The sequence below is a fragment of the Aquimarina sp. AU119 genome, from assembly GCF_900312735.1.
GTDB classification, from domain to species: domain Bacteria; phylum Bacteroidota; class Bacteroidia; order Flavobacteriales; family Flavobacteriaceae; genus Aquimarina; species Aquimarina algiphila.
The window spans coordinates 555,669-575,761 of record NZ_OMPF01000022.1 but is presented as its reverse complement, the minus strand read 5'-3'; the positions used below and the strand labels follow the sequence as shown (position 1 = coordinate 575,761).

General features: G+C 31.5%; 16 protein-coding genes. 4 read left to right on the top strand and 12 right to left on the bottom strand.

The features are described from left to right. Positions 1–133 precede the first annotated feature (133 nt). Entirely contained in the window at positions 134–1,123 is a 990-nt protein-coding gene (locus DK442_RS20360) for a hypothetical protein (RefSeq protein WP_143916482.1), read from the bottom strand. A 155-nt stretch (positions 1,124–1,278) separates the two neighbouring features. Further along, positions 1,279–2,247: a Gfo/Idh/MocA family protein gene (locus tag DK442_RS20355; RefSeq protein WP_109437726.1), complete on the bottom strand. Its 969-nt coding sequence runs from the start codon at positions 2,245–2,247 to the stop codon at positions 1,279–1,281. 277 nt (positions 2,248–2,524) lie between these two features. Between DK442_RS20355 and DK442_RS20345 the strand changes: the two genes are divergently transcribed. Next, positions 2,525–2,860 carry a hypothetical protein gene (locus tag DK442_RS20345; RefSeq protein ID WP_109437724.1) on the top strand — a complete coding sequence of 112 codons (336 nt, stop codon included), beginning with the start codon at positions 2,525–2,527 and terminating at the stop codon, positions 2,858–2,860. 15 nt (positions 2,861–2,875) lie between these two features. On the opposite strand, the gene DK442_RS20340 is transcribed toward DK442_RS20345, so the two are convergent. The 3 genes from DK442_RS20340 to DK442_RS20330 form a co-directional block, all read right to left on the bottom strand. Beyond that, the gene (locus DK442_RS20340) at positions 2,876–4,576 is read right to left on the bottom strand and encodes a sodium:solute symporter (RefSeq protein ID WP_109437723.1); all 1,701 of its coding nucleotides are present in this window, start codon (positions 4,574–4,576) and stop codon (positions 2,876–2,878) included. A gap of 205 nt (positions 4,577–4,781) precedes the next feature. After that, positions 4,782–7,280: a PIG-L family deacetylase gene (locus DK442_RS20335; protein WP_109437722.1), complete on the bottom strand. Its 2,499-nt coding sequence runs from the start codon at positions 7,278–7,280 to the stop codon at positions 4,782–4,784. Between the two features lie 112 nt (positions 7,281–7,392). Then, complete coding sequence (locus tag DK442_RS20330; RefSeq protein WP_109437721.1) at positions 7,393–9,567, bottom strand: DNA mismatch repair protein MutS; 2,175 nt, start codon at positions 9,565–9,567, stop codon at positions 7,393–7,395. A gap of 88 nt (positions 9,568–9,655) precedes the next feature. Between DK442_RS20330 and DK442_RS20325 the strand changes: the two genes are divergently transcribed. Then, positions 9,656–10,321 (top strand): uracil-DNA glycosylase, encoded by a 666-nt coding sequence (locus DK442_RS20325; protein ID WP_109437720.1) that lies wholly within the window; start codon positions 9,656–9,658, stop codon positions 10,319–10,321. Positions 10,322–10,811: 490 nt separating this feature from the next. Here DK442_RS20325 and DK442_RS20315 read toward each other — a convergent pair whose 3' ends face one another. Then, positions 10,812–11,663 carry a substrate-binding domain-containing protein gene (locus DK442_RS20315; protein ID WP_109437718.1) on the bottom strand — a complete coding sequence of 284 codons (852 nt, stop codon included), beginning with the start codon at positions 11,661–11,663 and terminating at the stop codon, positions 10,812–10,814. A 149-nt stretch (positions 11,664–11,812) separates the two neighbouring features. On the opposite strand from DK442_RS20315, the gene DK442_RS28300 reads away from it, so the two are divergent. Further along, positions 11,813–11,959 (top strand): hypothetical protein, encoded by a 147-nt coding sequence (locus DK442_RS28300; protein ID WP_160114270.1) that lies wholly within the window; start codon positions 11,813–11,815, stop codon positions 11,957–11,959. A gap of 54 nt (positions 11,960–12,013) precedes the next feature. Here the strand turns inward: DK442_RS28300 and DK442_RS20310 are convergent, their stop codons facing one another. Genes DK442_RS20310 through DK442_RS20295 form a run of 4 tightly spaced genes read right to left on the bottom strand, consistent with a single transcriptional unit; the run spans position 12,014 to position 15,135 of the window. Further along, complete coding sequence (locus tag DK442_RS20310) at positions 12,014–12,886, bottom strand: nucleoside phosphorylase (RefSeq protein ID WP_109437717.1); 873 nt, start codon at positions 12,884–12,886, stop codon at positions 12,014–12,016. 1 nt (position 12,887) lies between these two features. Beyond that, complete coding sequence (locus DK442_RS20305; RefSeq protein WP_109437716.1) at positions 12,888–13,826, bottom strand: DUF1835 domain-containing protein; 939 nt, start codon at positions 13,824–13,826, stop codon at positions 12,888–12,890. A 19-nt stretch (positions 13,827–13,845) separates the two neighbouring features. After that, positions 13,846–14,175 (bottom strand): translation initiation factor, encoded by a 330-nt coding sequence (locus DK442_RS20300; protein WP_109437715.1) that lies wholly within the window; start codon positions 14,173–14,175, stop codon positions 13,846–13,848. Positions 14,176–14,184: 9 nt separating this feature from the next. Further along, positions 14,185–15,135: an isopenicillin N synthase family oxygenase gene (locus DK442_RS20295; RefSeq protein WP_109437714.1), complete on the bottom strand. Its 951-nt coding sequence runs from the start codon at positions 15,133–15,135 to the stop codon at positions 14,185–14,187. A gap of 257 nt (positions 15,136–15,392) precedes the next feature. On the opposite strand from DK442_RS20295, the gene DK442_RS20290 reads away from it, so the two are divergent. Next, positions 15,393–17,399: a thiamine pyrophosphate-dependent enzyme gene (locus DK442_RS20290; RefSeq protein ID WP_109437713.1), complete on the top strand. Its 2,007-nt coding sequence runs from the start codon at positions 15,393–15,395 to the stop codon at positions 17,397–17,399. 29 nt (positions 17,400–17,428) lie between these two features. Here the strand turns inward: DK442_RS20290 and DK442_RS20285 are convergent, their stop codons facing one another. Both DK442_RS20285 and DK442_RS20280 read right to left on the bottom strand, forming a co-directional pair. After that, positions 17,429–18,244, bottom strand: coding sequence for an ankyrin repeat domain-containing protein (locus DK442_RS20285; RefSeq protein WP_109437712.1), 816 nt, complete (start codon positions 18,242–18,244; stop codon positions 17,429–17,431). 6 nt (positions 18,245–18,250) lie between these two features. Further along, complete coding sequence (locus DK442_RS20280) at positions 18,251–20,053, bottom strand: ankyrin repeat domain-containing protein (protein ID WP_109437711.1); 1,803 nt, start codon at positions 20,051–20,053, stop codon at positions 18,251–18,253. Positions 20,054–20,093: the final 40 nt, after the last annotated feature.

Genomic DNA, 20,093 nt, shown 5'->3' with positions numbered 1-20,093 from the left:
AATCATTTAAGAAGCGTTCCGTATTTTCGGAACGCTTTTTTTAATCTATATGAACTATAAGAAGAGGATATCTTCCATATTTTTTTGAAGAGTTGGGATGTTTTTAGCGCTAATATATTTTTAGCTCCTGCTTTTATCTTATAAACTCCATATGAGCCATACGATTACCTTCAGAAATGATCATTTGTGTATTAGACACTTTATTTATTTTAAATGCAGCCAATTTTTGTTTCGTATTCTCTTTTTTTTCAAAAATTGTTATATTTTGAGTTTCTGCATTATATTCCCAAAAAGCTTTCTTTTCAGTTCCATTGATAACTAATTTTAAGGCTCCATTAGTTTCAAATTGATATTGTTCTCCTGAATGAGAAACTAATACTCGATTGTTTTCAATAATTTTTGTAACCTCCCAGGTGCCAACTATATTTGATTTGTTGATAGTTTTTGAAGGATCATTTTTAATGGATTGTTTGGGATGAGCTTCTCTTTCGAATAAAGCATGATATTCTTTGTTTTTAACACCTAATTGTGTTTTTACCCCTTTTTCTCCTCGATATAAAATAACATCAACTTTTTGGTTTTTTAGAAATGGTATGTTAATACTTAAGATATTACTTTGAGGATCGAATTTCCATTGACTTTTGTATAAAGTTTCTTGTTCACCTATGTTTCCAATACTAACATTGCCATTAATAGATAAATCCATCCATATGTTTGTAAATTCAGATTCTGATTCTTTAAGTATCTTCCAGTGACCGACGAACTCTTCTCTTTTTGTAATTCGGTTAAGAATCCACTTGCCTCGCTTTCCAGGTTTATTAAACTGCATTTGATTTTTAGATTGCTCCAGAATTTCATAATAATTTCCATCTTCTTTAGCATCCAACGATTCTTTAAAATATAATCGTTCTAATTTTGAATTGTACTCCCAAAACATTTCTTGACCATCAATAAAAACTTTTCCTGTGTCCAGGAAGAATAAAGTATTCCAAAATTTCATTTCTACTTCTTCATAGTCTTGAGGTAATGACATTTTCCATATCCCAGTAAAATTTTCTTTTTGTGAAAATATAGTTAATGATGTAAAGCAAATGAATAATGTGAGAATAGTCTTTTTTGACATGGTATATTATTTTTTGATACGGACAGTTTGAATATATCCTTGTTTCAAACTGGTCAAACAAATATGAAATATTTTATCATGTCATTAATCACGATTTTCCGTAAAAAAAATACCCTGAAAACAGGGTATTGATATGGCATAAATATATTTCTGTTTTAATCATAGTGTAATCCGATTTTGTTCCTGACACTGTCTAATAGTTTAATGAGTTGAAGACTTTTTTCAAAAGTCATTACTGTGCTTTCTATTCGATCTTGTGCTAACATTTCCTGTACATGTATAGCTTCAAAATTATAACCATTGGTATCTCCAGGAAATTCAATCGTTTTTGTAGTTCCATTTTTGGTGATAGAAACAGAAGAAGGTTCATGAAACCTGCTATTAATACTAATCGTTCCTTGTTCAAATTCTAAAATTGCTTCTGTGTTGGTTTGTTGTGTTATTGCACTGAATAAGGATGCGGTTACATTGTCTTTATAATGAAGTTGTATAGTACAGGTATCATCAACACCTGTTTCTCCAAAGGTTGCTTTGGCATCGATTTCTTCAGGATATCCTAAAATACTTAATGCGGCAAATAAAGGATAGATACCAACATCAAGAAGGCTTCCTCCTCCTAATTTTTTATTAAACATTCTACCATTAGGGTCAAAACTACTAACAAAACCAAAATCTGCTTTTAAACTCTTAATAGTACCTAATTCTTTAGATTTTACAAGATCTAATACATATTGATAATGGGGAAGAAAGTAGGTCCAGAGTGCTTCCATAAGGAATACTTGATTTTCTTTTGCTACAGTAATCATCTCTGTTACTTGAGCAATATTCATGGCAAATGGTTTTTCACATAAAACCGCTTTTTTATGATGAAGACACATTAAAGTATTTTCAAAATGAAAAACATGAGGAGTGGCAATATATATAACGTCAACATCAGGGTTTAATACCAATTCCTCATAGCTTCCATAACAACTAAATGCACCATAGGTCTTTCCAAAGTCTTTGGCTTTTACCAGATCGCGACTTGCAACAGCATGTAATACTGAATTAGGAATCGTGATTAAATCTTCTGCAAATTTATGTGCTATTTTTCCACAACCAATAATTCCCCATTTTATACTCATATCTTTACTTGTATGATTTTTATATTAATCTAATTAAGTTCAAAAATAATTAAAACACTTCACTTTATTTTTATTTATTACGTATTGATTTTTAAGAATAAGAATTTGAAGATTTTGTATTAAAACTTGCACGAAACTTTCTTTTTTTTAATTTAACGTAATTATGTTTTATTTTTTTTGAAGTAAATGTAAATATCTTATAATGAGGGTTTTTTGCTAGGTTTTTTAACTTCATTTCTCTATATTTAGAGAACTCTCTAATTAAAACCTGACCTTTATGAAAACCCAAAACTTTACAAAAACACGTTCAAGCAGACAACCACATTCTTCAAGATTAAATCTTTTAAAAAGTGAAGTGTCCAGAACACTTTCTAAATTACATTCTTATCGTTGTGAACCCTGTACTCCTGATATGCATGAGCAATATTTGGAACTCAATGACAGCGGAAATAAATTAAAGCAAGCAGTTGATAAAATCGAATTATTAGTTGAGGAATCTGCTGTACGTTTTTCAATAGAAATAGGTGATGAAATTAATAGTGTTATGAAAAAATACAACACTTTCGAAAAAAAATTCTCTTCGTATTTGACAGAGTCAGTTCTTCATCATTAATTTTTACTTTTTTAATTATTCGTGTGTAGGTGTATTATTTGTTGGAATAAATAATTGAAGTATTATGGCTAATAACATTACTATACCACAACCAAGGGCGTTAAGCCAGAGAAATGGAAGCCAATCTTGCCACCATACAAATATGATTACTATTTGGGTAATCAATGCGGCTATAAAGGTGGCGTTACTTTTTACGAATTTTATAAAGAATGCTAATAAGAATATTCCTAATACATTGCCATAAAATATAGAACCAATAATATTTACTAATTGAATTAGATTATCAAATAAGCTAGCAAAACATGCTACTATGATGGCTAAAAGACCCCAGGTTAGTGTGAAAAATTTTGAAGCAGATACATAATGTTGCTCGCTTTTTTCTTGCTTTACATTTCGCTTATACAAATCAATTGCCGTAGTAGAAGCTAAAGCATTGAGTTCTGAAGCTGTAGAAGACATAGCTGCTGATAGAATAACTGCAAGTAAGAGTCCTATTAACCCTCTAGGGAGGTTATTTAATATAAAATGAATAAAGACATAATCTTTATCATTTGTCTCAACCGTTACATCTGCTTTTTTTATTAGTTCTTTTGCGGCTTCACGAGTTTCTTTTTCTGAAATGTTAAGCTCTTGAATTAATTTTTTATGACCTGTATTTTCTGTGTTTCCAGATTCTTGATCTGCAAGATATCCTTTGATTATAGCATCTTTTGAATCATGAATTTCTGAAAGCTTATTTTCTAATTGAGTGTACTCCTCTGCATATTGAGAGTTTGTAATGGCTTCTTTACTTTTAGGATTAAAATTAAGAGGAGACGCATTAAACTGATAAAAAACAAATACCATAATACCAACAAGCAAAATGAAAAATTGCATTGGTACTTTTAAGAGGCCATTAAACAATAGTCCAAGTTGACTTTCTTTGATAGATTTACCGGTTAAATATCGTTGTACCTGACTTTGATCTGTCCCGAAGTAGGAGAGGGCCAAAAATGTTCCTCCAATAATTCCGCTCCAAAATGTATATCGATTATCAAGATCGAAAGAAAAATCAAGAATTTCCATTTTACCACTGGCACCTGCAATATCAAGAGCATTAGAGAAGGTAATTCCTTCGGGGAGATAACTGATGATAATAAAAAAAGCAATCAGCATACCAATAAAAATAATACCCATCTGTTGTTTTTGAGTAATATTAACAGCCTTGGTTCCTCCAGAAACAGTATAAATAATAACTAAAATACCAATTATAATATTTAAAGTAGTGAGATCCCATCCTAATACAGATGATAATATGATGGCGGGAGCAAAAATAGTTATCCCTGCAGCTAAACCTCTTTGAATTAAAAATAATATAGCAGTTAGACTTCTTGTTTTTAGGTCAAACCGACTTTCTAAATATTCATATGCTGTGTAAACATTTAATCTATGATAAATAGGAATAAAAACCATACAAATTACAATCATAGCAATAGGTACCCCAAAGTAAAATTGAACAAACCCCATACCATCATGAAAAGCTTGTCCAGGAGCAGAAAGAAAAGTAATAGCACTTGCTTGAGTGGCCATTACAGATAATCCTATGGTCCACCAGTGTGCATCATTACCACCGCGTATGTAATCTTTTACATTTTTACTGCCTTTTGTTTTCCAGGCTCCATATAATACAATGAATAATAAAGTTCCTAGTAGTACGATCCAATCGACGGTTTGCATAAAAATTGATTGATTAAATTAGTTTGAATTGATGAAGTTGCTCTTAATAGAGAATTATGATGAATACATATTTGTAATGAGATAGAACAGTATAATATAAATTGCATTAGCAATAAGTACTGCTGTATACAATTTTTTCCATTTTGCTTTTTTTGTTGTTTCCTCCATATCAATTTTTCTTAATTTTATGGTTGTAATTTGATGCTTATTTTCCTAATGATAACATATTAGCAAAAAGACGATATGCACCAGATACTCCTGCTGGAAATTCTCTAAAAAAGCTTAATCCAGTATATACATAATATCCCTTTCCGTATTTTGCAACTAATAAAGGGCCTTTCTTTTCTGACTCTCCTTTATCATTAGCTGAAAGGATTGCAGTATATTCTTTTGACCATTCATTAGGGAAGTATAACCCACGTTCCTGTACCCAACCATTAAAATCTTCGGAAGTAATTTTATTTGGTGAGTTTAAAACTTGATGATCTGGTGCTAAGAATGTAATTTTTGCATTTTCATCGGTTACCCGATCTCTAGATAATTTTAAAGGATAAGGACCTAGATTGTCAGTTACTTTTAATCTTCGGTTTGTATTATATTGAATAACAAGATTCCCTCCATTTTTTACATAATTTAATAAATGCTCTTGCTTGAATTTTAATTGATCTATAGTATTATAAGCTCTAATTCCCACGACAATGGCATCAAATGATTTTAATGTTTCTGCAGATATGGATTCAGGGTTTATAGTAGTCACTTTATACCCAATTTGTCTTAAACTCTCTGGAACAACATCACCTGCTCCTTCTATATATCCTATATTTTGCCCTTTCTTTTGTATATCTAAACGAACGACTTTAGTCTCAGAAGGCATCACAACAGTTTGTTCAGGAATATGTTCATATGATATAGTAACTATTTCATTACTATATGTGGTTCCATTTACCTTAACTTTTGGTGAAATATATCCCTCGCTTTGATTTTTAGGAGCAGTTAATGTAAAAACCACGGTTTTTTCTTCTCCTTTTTGGGTTAAACTAAAGTTTATTGTTTCAGGTGATACTTGCCAACCTTCGGGGTAAGAAAGAGAAACGACACCACTAATATTAGGTGCTCCTGTTTTTATAGCTACAGGAATTTGTTTTGAAGGTCCATTTGCATAAATGATAACTTTATCCTTAATACTTGCAGAAACCGCAGGGATAATTTCAAAAGGTTTGTATACTTCACCTTTTACAGGATCATTAGTTTTAAAAACAATATCCTTCTCATATGCGATAGCAGCTCCATTAATTTCAATGTTGAAAACTGCCTTAATTTGATGATTCGTTTCTGGTGTACCAATTAATTTTTGGTCAGTAACAGTATACATGCCCAATGAACCTTTTTCTTTTAACCAATATGCACTGGTGTATTTGGCATCGGCAGTAACTTTTCCATCTAATTTGTACGTTTTTCTTATATTGTTTTCTAAACTGATTCCGGGAGTTTCTGTAATCCCTAATGTTGCAATTTTTATAGATTTTAATGCAATTGGAGCCGAACTACGATTAATAGCCTCAATGTCTATTGTTATCTTACTGTTTCTTGTAGCATTAGATTCTTTTGAAACTGCCTCTAGATAGAGACCAGAAACACCTGCTATAATATCCTTTATTTCTTTGGATTTAATTGATTTCCAATGAGTATCTTCTAATTGTTCTATTAATTGATATGCTTTTACTAATTGTGAAATTGAAGCAGAAGGGTTATTAAAATCAAACTTGTTTTCAACTTCATATAGAATATCACCTATAGCTTTGCCTCCCTTAACGCGATTCCAGGAAGTATCAATTCCTTCAAAAATATTGGTTTTGTCTTTTGGTAATTCTCCTTTTATTAATTCTATATATTCTGTTTGACTTCCTCTGGTACCTGTACTTCCAAACCCTTGAGATTTATGCTGACTTCTACTTAAAGAAGCAATTTCTGGATTAGAAAGGCCTAATGTTGGATAGTACACTCCAGTTTCAAAATCTAATAAATTAGTTTTGTCTGCTTTTTCAAAATTTTCTCTGCTTCCATAAAACCACCAGGAAGTATTAAAAAATAACCGTTTAGGTTGCCATGTACTTACATGTTCTAATTGATCAGGATATACAGTTTTATCAGCAACCAAATCAAAAGCTTCAACACTTAACATTGCAGAAGAGGTGTGATGACCATGTGTTGACCCAGGGGTTCTATGGTTAAAACGATTAATAATTACATCTGGTCTGAATTTACGCATTGCCCATACTACATCACTTAGTACTTCTTTTTTATCCCAAATGGCAAGAGTCTCGTCGGGATGCTTTGAATATCCAAAATCATTTGCCCTTGAAAACATTTGGCTTCCTCCATCTGTTCTTCGTGCAGCTAATAATTCTTGTGTTCTAATTACACCAAGTAATTCTCTTATTTCTGGACCAATAAGGTTTTGACCTCCATCACCACGAGTCAGTGATAAGTAAGCTGTACGCGCTTTTACCTTATTTGACATATAGGAAATAAGTCTTGTGTTTTCATCATCTGGATGAGCTGCAACATATAATACAGAACCTAAAAAGTTAAGTTTTTTAATAGCTTCATGAATTTCTACTGCATTGGGTTTTTTAGGTTGTTGCGCTATGGCAAGAAGAGGGAATGTAATACTAATACTGATTACAAGAAGTAATTTTCGCATGATTATGGTAGCAATTTTTAACTAATAAATCCAAATATATAAAGATAAAATTCTCAGGATTGTGGTTTAAGGATACTTTAACAAGGAGAATGACTTTAGATAGGTTATGGTATCATTTCTTTTTTCGTTCTACAAATTCTAATTGATCGACGGCAACATTGGTGGTGAAAATCCCATAATTCACTACTGCTTTTCCCTTTTCTAAAGTGTCAATTGTACCTACAGATTTGCCATCAATCATTCGTACTCTATCACCAATTTTCAAAGTAATTTTAGGTTTTGATTCAAGTATTTTTTCTTCCTTTTTTTTCTCTTCTTTTTTTCTTTCCCTAATGACTTTAACCTTTTCTTTTACTTCTTTGACTACCTTTTGTTCTTTTACTTTTTCTATGTGTCTTTGTTTGGAGCTTTGTTTTTTTCGTTTGGAATTTTCTACTTCAACGATTTTTATAAATTCATTAATGAGTTCCTTTTTTTTCTTGTTGTTAAAGTATTTTTGGTTTAAATCATCTATTTTCTGACCTAAATATATCATACGTTGATTACTATCATATAATTCCTGATAACTTTCGAGTTTACGTTGGATACGATCATTGATCTTTTCTAAACGTTCTTTTTCTTCCTCAGTCTTTTGTTCTTTTGTTTTAAGGGTAGAAGTTGTCTTTTGTAATTTAGATCTTTCTTTTTGAAGATTGGCAATACTTTTGTCAAAACGAATTTTGCCTCTTTCTACTTTTTTCTTTGCTTTATTAATTAGGCTATAAGGAATTCCGTTTTTTTGTGCGACTTCAAATGTAAACGAACTTCCTGCTTCACCAAGATATAACTTGAATAGAGGTTCTAAGGTTTTTGCATCAAACAACATATTGGCATTACTCATATTTGGTAACTCATTGGCAAGCATTTTTAAATTTGCATAGTGCGTTGTAATGATTCCAAAAGATTTTTTTTCATAAAAAACTTCTAAAAAAGCTTCAGCCAAAGCACCTCCTAGTTCAGGATCACTTCCTGTACCAAATTCATCAATAAGAAATAAAGTTCTATCGTTACATTTTCGAAGAAAATAGTTCATGTTTTTTAAACGATAACTATATGTACTAAGGTGATTTTCTATAGATTGATTATCTCCAATATCGGTTAAGATAACATCAAATAAACACATTCTACTATATTCATGAACAGGAATAAGCATACCACTCTGTAGCATAATTTGTAATAAACCAATGGTTTTTAAGGTAATACTTTTACCACCTGCATTAGGACCCGAGATTACAATGATCTGATTGTTTTGATCTAGAGAAATGGTCTGGGGAAATGTTTTTTCTCCTTTTGTTTTGTTGTTGATATATAATAATGGATGATAGGCATCTTTAAGTGTTAATTCGCGATCATTGGTTATTTTGGGTAAAACAGCATTTAATCTTTCTGCATATTTGGCTTTTGCAGATACGATATCTATATCACTTAGATATTCTTGATATTCTTGTAATAATTCTATAAAAGGCCGTAATTTATCGGTAAGACTTTTCAATATTTTTACGATTTCTTCTCGCTCTTCATATTTTAGATTGCTAAGTTCCCGACTAAACCGTAACGTTGCTTCTGGTTCTATGTAAACAATGCTTCCGGTTTTTGAGTTACCCATGATAGCACCTTTAACTTTACGACGATACATGGCAGTTACAGCAAGAACTCTTCGGTTATCTACAACACTTTCTTTAATCTCATCAAGATATCCCAGACTATTATATCGAGATAGATCTTTACCAAAACTTCCATTTAATTTTCCTTGAACGCTGTTAATCTCCCTTCTAAGCCCTAAAAGGGTAGGAGAAGCATTATCTTTAATCTCACCGAATTTGTCAACCACAACTTCGATTAGATTAATTATTTCTTTAGTTAATTGTATTTGTGAAGATGTTTTGTGAAGAGATGGATATAATTCTGAATATTTTTTAAAAAAAAGTAATAAATCATTTACAGTAGTACTTATAGAAATAAGTCTTTTTAGATTTAGCGCTTCTAAAAAAGTATTTTCTATACTCAACAATTGAATCTCTTTGTTGATGCTATCAAATCCATGATTAGGAATACGAGCATCATTTAAGAAAGAAGCTTTATATTCTGATACTTCTTGCAAAGCAATATGAAGTTGTTCTTTGGTTTTTAAAGGGACAATTTGCAATGCCTTTGATTTACCTAAATCAGTATTACACTGTTCTTCAATATGATTGAGAACAGTATTGAATTCAAGATCGTCTAGTGTTTTTTTAGAAATACGAATCATACTTTTTTTTACCCGATTTTTGGGTTATCTTCCATCGATTTTAAAACGAAGCAAAAGTACACATTTGCAATAATTTTTTAATGACTATATGAATGTAAATATTGAAAAGGGCTGGAATGATGAATTAAAAAGCGAATTTGAAGAGCCTTATTTTGTAGAATTAGCAAATTTTGTAAAAACAGAATATAAACAATATACATGTTACCCTAAGGGTTCTGAGATTTTTGCAGCCTTTGATCATTGTGGATTTAATGATGTTAAGGTGGTTATTATCGGTCAAGATCCTTATCATGGAGTTGGACAAGCTAATGGTTTATGTTTTTCGGTAAATAATGAAGTTGCAGCACCACCTTCATTAATTAATATTTTCAAAGAAATTGAAACTGATTTAGGTATACCTTTTTCATCTAATGTTAATTTAGAACGCTGGGCAAAACAGGGGGTTTTGCTTTTAAATGCTACATTAACCGTAAGAGCTCATCAGGCTGGATCTCATCAAAATAAAGGTTGGGAGAAGTTTACAGATGCTGTAATTCAAAAGATATCTGATAAAAAGGAAAATGTTGTTTTTTTGTTATGGGGAGGGTATGCTAAGAAAAAAGGAGCTAAAATTGATAGATCTAAACATTGCGTTTTATCCAGTGGTCATCCTTCTCCATTAAGTGCAAACAGAGGGTATTGGTTCGGAAATAAACACTTTAGTTCTACTAATGCATATTTAGAAAATACCAATCAAAATAAAATTAATTGGTAAATTTTATTTATGCGGCGTTAGGTATTTTAGAAGATTCCGACTTATCTGATGGTTGATCAGATATTGAATTAATCTGAACTTTTTCAGTTCCAGATTTCTTTTTGTCTGATCCAGTTGAATGTGTACTTAACTTAAGTAGAATAAAGTTAAATGTAACAAGAGCTGCTAATATTATTAAAAAAGTTACCATAAAAGATTTGTTAGTTAACTATTAGATACATGAAACCTTAAAAGGTTGCGTGCACATTAATAATTAGTTCATATCATTGGGGTAGGCTCGGCAAATGTACAAAAATATTTTATGTAAGCGTGTGCTCCCCATATAGTTATTTAATATTTCATTATTTTCTAAATATTGATAAAGTATTTAGTGTATACTTTATTTTAAATCTTAATTCTTTAAAAGATTCTTTATTTAGTAACGTTTCATTTTTATTAAACCCTACTAGGATTATCTTAAAAATGTCAAAATAACTGTTAATATATCTATTTATATACTGTATAGTAGTTCTTCTGGGGTGTATTTTTTGTCAATAATACCTAAACTAAGTAAATGATTTTGGATTTTTAATAGTGTATCACTTTTAATGTTAGATTGACTCCATTCTGTGATTTGAAGCCATTTTTGGATGTCTTCCAGTTTTTGATCATACCTAAGAGCAAGTGTTTTATCAATACTTGGAATATGTTTGAAATCTGTAGTAGTAGTATTTATAATATCGAGAATAGTTTTTATCTCTTCTTTTTTTGAAGTAAGTATTTCTTCTCTAACGGCAATCACAAAACAAGGCCAGGGAGTAGGGCAGTCTGCAATTCTCCTAAAAGTTCCGTTGTCGACCAAAGGTTTTGTGGTAAAGTGTTCCCACATAAAATAATCAGCACTTCCTTTAGTTAATGCTTCTACAGCGCCTTCAAGATTTTTTATAACTTCAAATTGAAGATCAGAAGTTTCCCATCCTTGATTTTCGGCATTTACATAGGCCATTAAATGCGAGCCAGAACCATATCGGCTAATAGCTGCTTTCGTGTTTTTTAATTCAGAAAGATTTGTGTATTTTGAATGAGCACCCACATGAATTCCCCATATTAGAGGAGTTTGTATATAGGTTTGTACAATCTTACTGGGATTACCAGCGATAATATCTTTTATAATACCTTCTGAGAGGATAATGGCAATGTCTATGTCTTTGTTTCTGAGTGCTTCACACATCGCGCCTGTGCCTCCTGGGTAAGATGTCCATTCTAGATCAATATTTTTTTTCGAATAACTGTTATCTTCTATACTTAGATGCCAAGGTAAATTAAAATGCTCAGGAACACCTCCTATTTTGATTGTATTCATATCTCTTAAAAAATTGAAAAATGTGTATTTTATCGATTTTATTTGTTTTTTAACGATAAAAAGAATTCTATTTTGTATGTTTGTTCTGTTGTTTTTCCAGAGAAAAATATATTTGAATAAGTTTTAACCCAAAATAAAACAATATTGCTATGAAAAAGAATTTTTTAAAAAATAAAAATGCGTATGTAAAGGTTGCAAAACTAAAAAATAATTCTCTAGAGAATGGGATTGTAGTCTTTATTGCGGTATTGTTACTTACCAATTTATTAATTAGCCTCAAAATCTTATTTGGTTAAATACTTATGAAAAAGAATTAAAAAAAAGGGAAGATATAGGTCTTCCCTTTTTTATTACATCGTTACCAGCTTATTTAGTGTATATTGTATTAATTCATCAACAATCTTTTTCGGATTTTGGCTGAACTCTCCTGTAGCTCGATTTGCTAATATAGCGTTCATAGATACTGCCTTGTGACCTAATAGTTTAGCCATTCCGTAAATGCCAGCAGTTTCCATTTCTAAATTGGTTATTTTTTTATTTTCATAAGAAAAAGAAGCCATTTTATCATTGAGCTCCTTATCTTGAATAGGCAACCTTAAAATTCTTCCTTGAGGTCCATAAAAGCCTACATTGGTAACTGTAACCCCTTTATGTGCTAAATCACTTACCATATGATTTCCAAGTTTTTCATCAAACGATACAGTATAAGGTAATGATTTGTTTTTATCCCAATGGAGATGTTTTATTAATGCTGTTGAAATTTCTGGTGATTGAATATGGTGACTATCATAAAAATGTAATAAGCTGTCAAATCCAACGGCTATTTCAGAAACTATAAAACTGTCTATGGGGATATTTGATTGTATAGCTCCCGAAGTTCCTATTCTGATTATTTGTAATGCTTTATGTTTTTTCTTGATTTCTCGAGTATTAAAATCTATATTGACCAAAGCATCTAATTCATTAAACACAATATCAATATTATCTGTGCCAATACCTGTAGAGATAACCGTAAGTCTCTGGCCTTTATATACTCCTGTTTGCGTATGAAACTCTCGTTTACTGACTTTATGTTCAATTTTGTCAAAGTACTTGGTAACATGTGGAACTCGATCAGGGTCCCCAACGGTAATAACTGTGTCAGCTATATGCTCGGGTTTTAAGTTTAGATGGTATATACTACCATCTGGATTGAGAATTAATTCAGATTCGGCTATTGCCATATTATAATTTTAAGAGTGTATGTGATTCATCGTTGTATAGGTAGTCATATTTTTTAACTCCTCCGTAATGCCAATCTAATATCTGTGTATTATAAAAATTCTTTTTATGTTGTAATGCCAGTTTCCCTCTTTCTGATAGTAAGAGGCGATCTTTTGTTTGATCTAAAAATTGAAAAAGTCTTGCGAGTACACGTTTCATTTGCATATCTCCATACCCATAATATCCTTGGTATTCTAAAGCATACCCCATGAGTTGCTTAATGTTTTTGATTTGATACTGATCTATCATTTCAAGAATGTTATGCTCTAAAACGTTAAGACCTGTAAGCATATTTGGGAAGCGTTGTAAGTGTGCTCTTAGGCATATTGATAAATACTCAAAAGAAGAGTGTTTTTTGATTTGCCCAACTATTTTTTGAGGTTTTGACTCACAATACAAAGTCCATATGTGAGAAGCAAGCTCTAGGTCATCTTCATTTAAAAGGACTTTATTTTGGTAATGTTTTTTCAGTTGTATGTCAGGCAATTCACAGAGTCCAAATAATTTTTTTTCATGCTCGATTCTTCCGCTACAAACTAAATATACAGGAATGTTGTGAACACCTTTTCGAAGTAATAAACTAATTGCAGCAATCATATTGATATGACAAAATAGATCGTATTCGAACCATAAAATTATTTCATCATATGTTGTTAATTGATCTGTTTTTTTTAGTTGAGAAATGAACTTCTCTTCGTATTCAGAAGAATCAATTCGATAGTATTTTTTTAAAAAAGCTTTCCGTTTTTTTATAGACTGCTCTGTTTCTATTTCTATAACTGTTGGTCCTTCACAAAACATCTCACGCCAGGTTAAAAAATCTCCTGTCACAAGGTTTAGTTCCTTCATTCTTTGGGTAAGACTATCCCCGTTAGTAATATGTAATGTGTTTATGCTCAAAATAGTTAGTGTTAGCTTATTATCCTCCTACACGTTTTACCTTAAACCCTTTGTCTTTAAGGATACTCATAATTTGATCTCTATAATCTCCTTGTATGATAATAGCATCATTTTTAAAGCTTCCACCAACGCTTAATCGAGTTTTTAATTCCTTTGCAAGTTTTTTAAAATCTTCATCAGCACCAGTATATCCTTCTAGTATAGTAATAGGTTTACCTTTTCGTTTTTCATACTTGCATATAATAGGATCTTCTTGCATCCAGATTTGATCCTTGTCATCCTTAATTATTTCTTCTTTTTCTGGTTGATGATCAGGGAATAAATTTTTTAATTGATCTTGTAAATCCATGTGATGAAACTATTTTTTTATGAGACCAATCTCAACTAATCTCTGATGTAAGAAATCACCAGCTGTGATATCTTCATATTGCTTTGGGTTATCTTTAGTAATACATTCTTCAAGGCAATTCAATTTCATGTCGCTTCTAGGATGCATAAAGAAAGGAATAGAATACCTTGGGTTACTCCATTGTTCTTTGGGAGGGTTTATTACCTTATGAATTGTAGAGCGAAGTTTATTATTAGTATGTCTTTCTAGCATGTCGCCGACGTTAATTACCAATTCGTCTTCTTGAGGAATGGCATCAATCCATTCTCCATCTTTACGCTGTACTTGGAGTCCACCAGTTGATGCTCCCATTAATAAAGTTATTAAATTAATATCTCCATGCGCACCTGCTCTAACTGCTCCTTTGGGTTCTTCTTTTATTGGAGGGTAATGGATAGGTCGTAATATGCTATTGCCATTACTGGCCCAATGATCAAAATAATACTCGTCCAATCCGATATATAAAGCTAATGCTCTTAAAACATAAATTCCGGTTTTTTCCAGCATTCGATATGCTTGCATTCCGGTTTCATTAAAATCTTTAAGTTCATTGACTGTTACATTAGGAGGGTATTCTTCGGTTAAGTTAGCATCTGCATCCGGTTCTTGTCCAAAATGCCAAAATTCTTTTAAATCCCCTTCCTTTTTTCCTTTAGCATGCTCTTTCCCAAATGAGGTATAGCCGCGTTGTCCACCTAATCCTTCAATTTCATATTTTTCTTTAGTATCAATGGGTAGAGCAAAAAAAGCTTTAACTTCTTTATATAAATTCTCGACAAGCATTTCGCTTAAAAAGTGATTTTTTAAGGCTACAAAACCTATTTCTTCGTACGCTTTTCCTATTTCGTTGACAAATTTTTGTTTACGTGATGGATCATCAGATAAAAAATCAGCCAAATCTACACTTGGTATATTATTCATTGGATTTAATCTTTGTGTCTTAATAGTACTAAAATAGTTGTATTTGGTTAAAAATACCTAATAGTACTGCAAATTTATTTACAGTTATAAAATATCGGTCAAATTAATTAATTATGTCTGTGTAATCCCTAATTCACAGTAAATTTAATTAATTCATAGAACTGTTTGAACGAAATTAACAACTACTTAATAATATTGTAATACTGATGAGGGTTCTGAAATAAAAATAATTACATTTACCTAACAAATTTTCTTTTATGGAGCACATTTCTGAGGAAAAACAAGAATTGAATTTCGATAAGAAAGCATATAGTGATGATATTCTTATTTCATTGTATTTTAGAATGCTTAAGCCAAGACTTATTGAAGAAAAAATGCTGGTATTATTACGGCAAGGTAAAATATCCAAATGGTTTAGTGGGATTGGTCAGGAAGCAATATCTGTTGGGATCACAGCAGTATTAGATGATGATGAGTATGTGTTACCGATGCATCGTAATTTAGGAGTATTTACAACAAGAGATATACCGCTATCTAGATTGTTTAGTCAATGGCAGGGAAAATCAAATGGATTCACTAATGGTCGTGATCGTTCTTTTCATTTTGGTACTCAAGAATATAATATTGTAGGGATGATTTCACATCTGGGGCCACAAATGGGGATTGCTTGTGGAATTGCTCTTGGTAATCTTTTGAAAAAAAATAATAAAGTTACTGCTGTCTTTACCGGAGAAGGAGGGACCAGTGAAGGAGATTTTCATGAAGCCCTTAATATAGCTTCGATATGGAATTTACCAGTACTGTTTTGTATAGAAAATAATGGATATGGTCTATCTACACCAACAAGTGAGCAGTATAATTGTAAAAACCTAGCTGATAGAGGGGCTGGTTATGGAATGGAGTCTTATGTTATTGATGGAAACAATGTGTTGGAAGTGTATCACAAGGTTAATGAATTGGCAAAAAGTATGAAACAAAATCCTCGTCCGGTTTTACTTGAATTTAAAACCTTTAGAATGCGAGGCCATGAAGAAGCAAGTGGAACTAAATATGTACCTCAAGAATTGATGGAATATTGGTCAGCAAAAGACCCGATAGAAAATTATAAAGAATATTTAGTTAACCAAGGGATTATTTCTCTGGAAGAAGAGCTTGAAAAACGATCAGAAATAAAAAAAGAAATAGAAACTCATTGGGATCTGGCCAATAATGAAGAAAAAGTTAATATAGATTTAGATAAAGAATTGAATGCTGTTTATGCTGAATTTGATTATATAGAAAAAAGACCAAACACAAAAACTACAGAACTAAGGTTGGTTGATGCAATTTCTGATGGTTTGAAAGTATCAATGCAACAATATAATGATCTTGTAATTATGGGGCAAGATATAGCAGAATATGGAGGTGTTTTTAAAATCACCGAAGGTTTTGTTGAGATGTTTGGCAAAGATCGTATTCGAAATACCCCTATTTGTGAATCAGCAATTGTTTCTGCAGCGTATGGTTTGTCAGTAAATCAGCATAAGGCGGTCGTTGAGATGCAGTTTGCAGATTTTGTGTCTTCAGGATTTAATCCTATTGTAAATTTGTTAGCAAAGTCAAATTATAGATGGAATCAATCGTCTGATGTTGTAATAAGAATGCCTTGTGGAGCGGGTGTTGGAGCAGGGCCATTCCATAGTCAAACAAATGAAGCATGGTTTACTAAAACTCCTGGGCTTAAGGTTGTATATCCAGCATTTCCTGTAGACGCAAAAGGGTTGTTAGTAACGGCAATAGAGGACCCTAATCCAGTCTTGTTTTTTGAACATAAAGCTTTATATAGGAGCATTCGTCAAGAAGTTCCTGAAGGGTATTATAATCTACCTTTGGGGAAAGCATCCTTACTAAAAACTGGAGAAGATGTTACCATTATTAGTTATGGAGCTGCTGTGCATTGGGCATTAGAGATACTAGAAAAACACTTGAGTATTAAAGCAGATCTTATTGATTTAAGAACGCTACAGCCTTTGGATATAGAAACAATTTATAAATCAGTTAAAAAGACTGGTAAGGCTATTATTTTGCAAGAAGATACTTTATTTGGTGGTATAGCTTCAGATATTTCTGCCTTGCTTATGGAAAACTGTTTTCAATTTTTAGATGCACCGGTTAAGCGAGTGGCTAGTATACAAACACCAATACCATTTGATACTAATTTAGAAAATCAATATCTATCAAAAAATAGATTTGAAGAAGAATTATTAGCATTGTTAGCATATTAGTTTTATATAGTTTATTAGAATATTTTAGATCAAAGTTGTAGTAATTTTTTTGTTTCTTCTCCGGCATATTGAAAAGGAATGTATCCAAAACTGTCTTTAGCATTTTTGTTGGCTCCATACTTAAGTAATAACCGTACCCGTTTAGGATTATCTTCGAATGCGGCTCGATGAAGTAAGGTTCTATTGTATTGTGACTTTAGGGGGATATCGACTTTAGCACCATATTGTAATAAAATCTCTAATTTTTCAAAACTAACTATATGTACTATCGGTCTACCATAATCATCTTCTGCTCCATTAGTATTAAGACCTATAGATAAGGCATATTTTAATAGACTAATATCTCCTTGTATGATATGAAATAATGAATAAATGGGGCATTTATGTATATTCGCTCCTTTTGACACTAAGTGTTTAAAAACTTGTAAATCTTTTGTTGCAGAAAGTAATGGATGATGACTATCTTTTTTAGGGTTAATCTCTGATCCATTTTCTAGTAAAAAATCAATAAGGGGGATTTTTCCTAGTTGTACAGCTTTATGTAGAGCTTTGTTGTTTATATCGGTGCCTCCATTTTTTAAAATGAAATCTATATTAGGAAGCGCTTCGTCAATAGGTTTTTTTACTAATAAACTTAATGCAGTTTCGCGATTTCTATCTGGAATATTTGGATTAGCTCCTTGTTTGATAAGTTTTTTAACTTCTAAATATTCACTTTTTGATATTGCTTCATATAATTGTTTTTGGAGTTTACTGTTTTGTGCAGTAAGTAAAACGGGGACTAAAAATATAACAATAATAAAATGATACTTAATTTGTCTGGATATTAGATTTGTGATGCTCATGAAATATTAAAATTGTAATATTTTTTTCGTTTTTGACCCTGCATATTCATGAGGCATTTTTCCAAAATAATCAATAGATTTTCTACTCGCTCCATAAGACAATAATAAGTTAACTAGTTTAAGGTTGTCTTGTTTTGCGGCAATATGTAAAAGCATTTTATCAGGTACAGTGGTGTAATTATGAAATGGTTGAGTAGTGTTTCGTGCATCGACTTTGGCACCATATTGTAATAAAAGAGCTATTTGTTCATAGTTTCTAGTTGTAAATAAAATAGGGGTTCCAAATTCACCTTTTACATTTGGATCAGCACCAACAGATAATGTATATTTTAATAAATCAAGGTTTTGTGATTCTATGATGTTTTCTAAAATAGAATACTGATCATATGATTTGTACCTAGTAATATCTGCTCCTTTAGAAATCAAATGTTTAAATACTTTGAGATTCGTTGTTTCATATAAAGGAGAAGCTCCGATCTTAGGATTAATTTCATAACCGTTTTCTAGTAACAAATCAATAAGTTGTATGTTTCCCTTTTGTGTAGCATTCAAAAGAGCCTTGTTGTTAGGGTCTTTTCCGCCTTTATTGATGATGTATTTTACATTTCTTAGAGTGTTGCTGTTTTTTCCTGATGACAATAAACTCAAGACAGTTTCCCCTCGTTTGTTTATTTTATTGAGGTCCGCACCATATTTAATAAGAAGTTTAATCATTTCAAAATCATTAAATTGAGCAGCAATATGTAGGCTTGTTTGCTTATTGTTATCAACAGCATTTGGATTTGCTCCATATGATAATAAAATCTTGATATTATCATTTTTTCTATATCTCATTGCAGTATGCAAAACTATGGAGCTCTCTTTTTTTAAATGATCAGATTCATTACCGTCGAGCATTAGTTTAACAAGTGTAATGTCTTTCATTTTAATAGCTTCAAGTAGGAGTTTTTCTGAAAAAATATAACCTTTAGAATTGAGTAAGTGTATAAATTGTATATCATCCAAATTCTGTTTTACAAATGAAAAACTAAGCGTTTTAATGTCAAAAGAAATACCTTGTTTGATTAACAGTTTACGTGTGCTACTGTTGTTTTTTGAATAATAATATGCATTATTTCCTTTGTTATCTGTTTGATTGATATCTGCTCCTAGAGCAATTAATTGTTTAATTGCTATTGTATCATTATATTTTGTCTGAGTGCATAGCAAACAAACCAGGTTTGGATTAGCACCATGATCAACCAAATATTTCCAGATAGTATTTGTCGAATCATCATTTATATTTTTACTTTGATGATTACCAAATTCTAAAGCATATCTGCCATCGTATCCTGGTGCGTTAAAATCGACAGAAACATCGGCTAAAGTTTGTAATGCCTCGATTCCTATATGATCCACAGTATATTCCCAAGGGATAAGAGCTCCTGCATTGTATAATATTTTAACAGCTTCAGAATGTTTGTTTTTTAATGCATAAGTAATGGCCTTATCATTATATGCGATAAGGTTATTTTTACTTAATTTCTTATTTACATCTGCGCCATATTCTAATAAAAATTTAAGTTGTTCTATGTTTCCTTTTGCTGCTGCGCGAATTAGAAGTGTTTCTCTTTTTCCATTATCATTAAATATCGCATTTACATCAGCACCTTGTTTGATCAATTTTTTAGCTTTTCTATACTTGGTTTTAGATAATACATCGTATAGTTGATCGTTTAGTTCAGAACCCTGAGCAGAGACTGTAGTAAGCGAAGATAGGCACAGGCTCATAAAAAGATGTATTACAATTTTTATTGGATTCAATTTCATATTCTCTCTTTATCGTCTTGTGTAAGAAACTTAGTAGCAT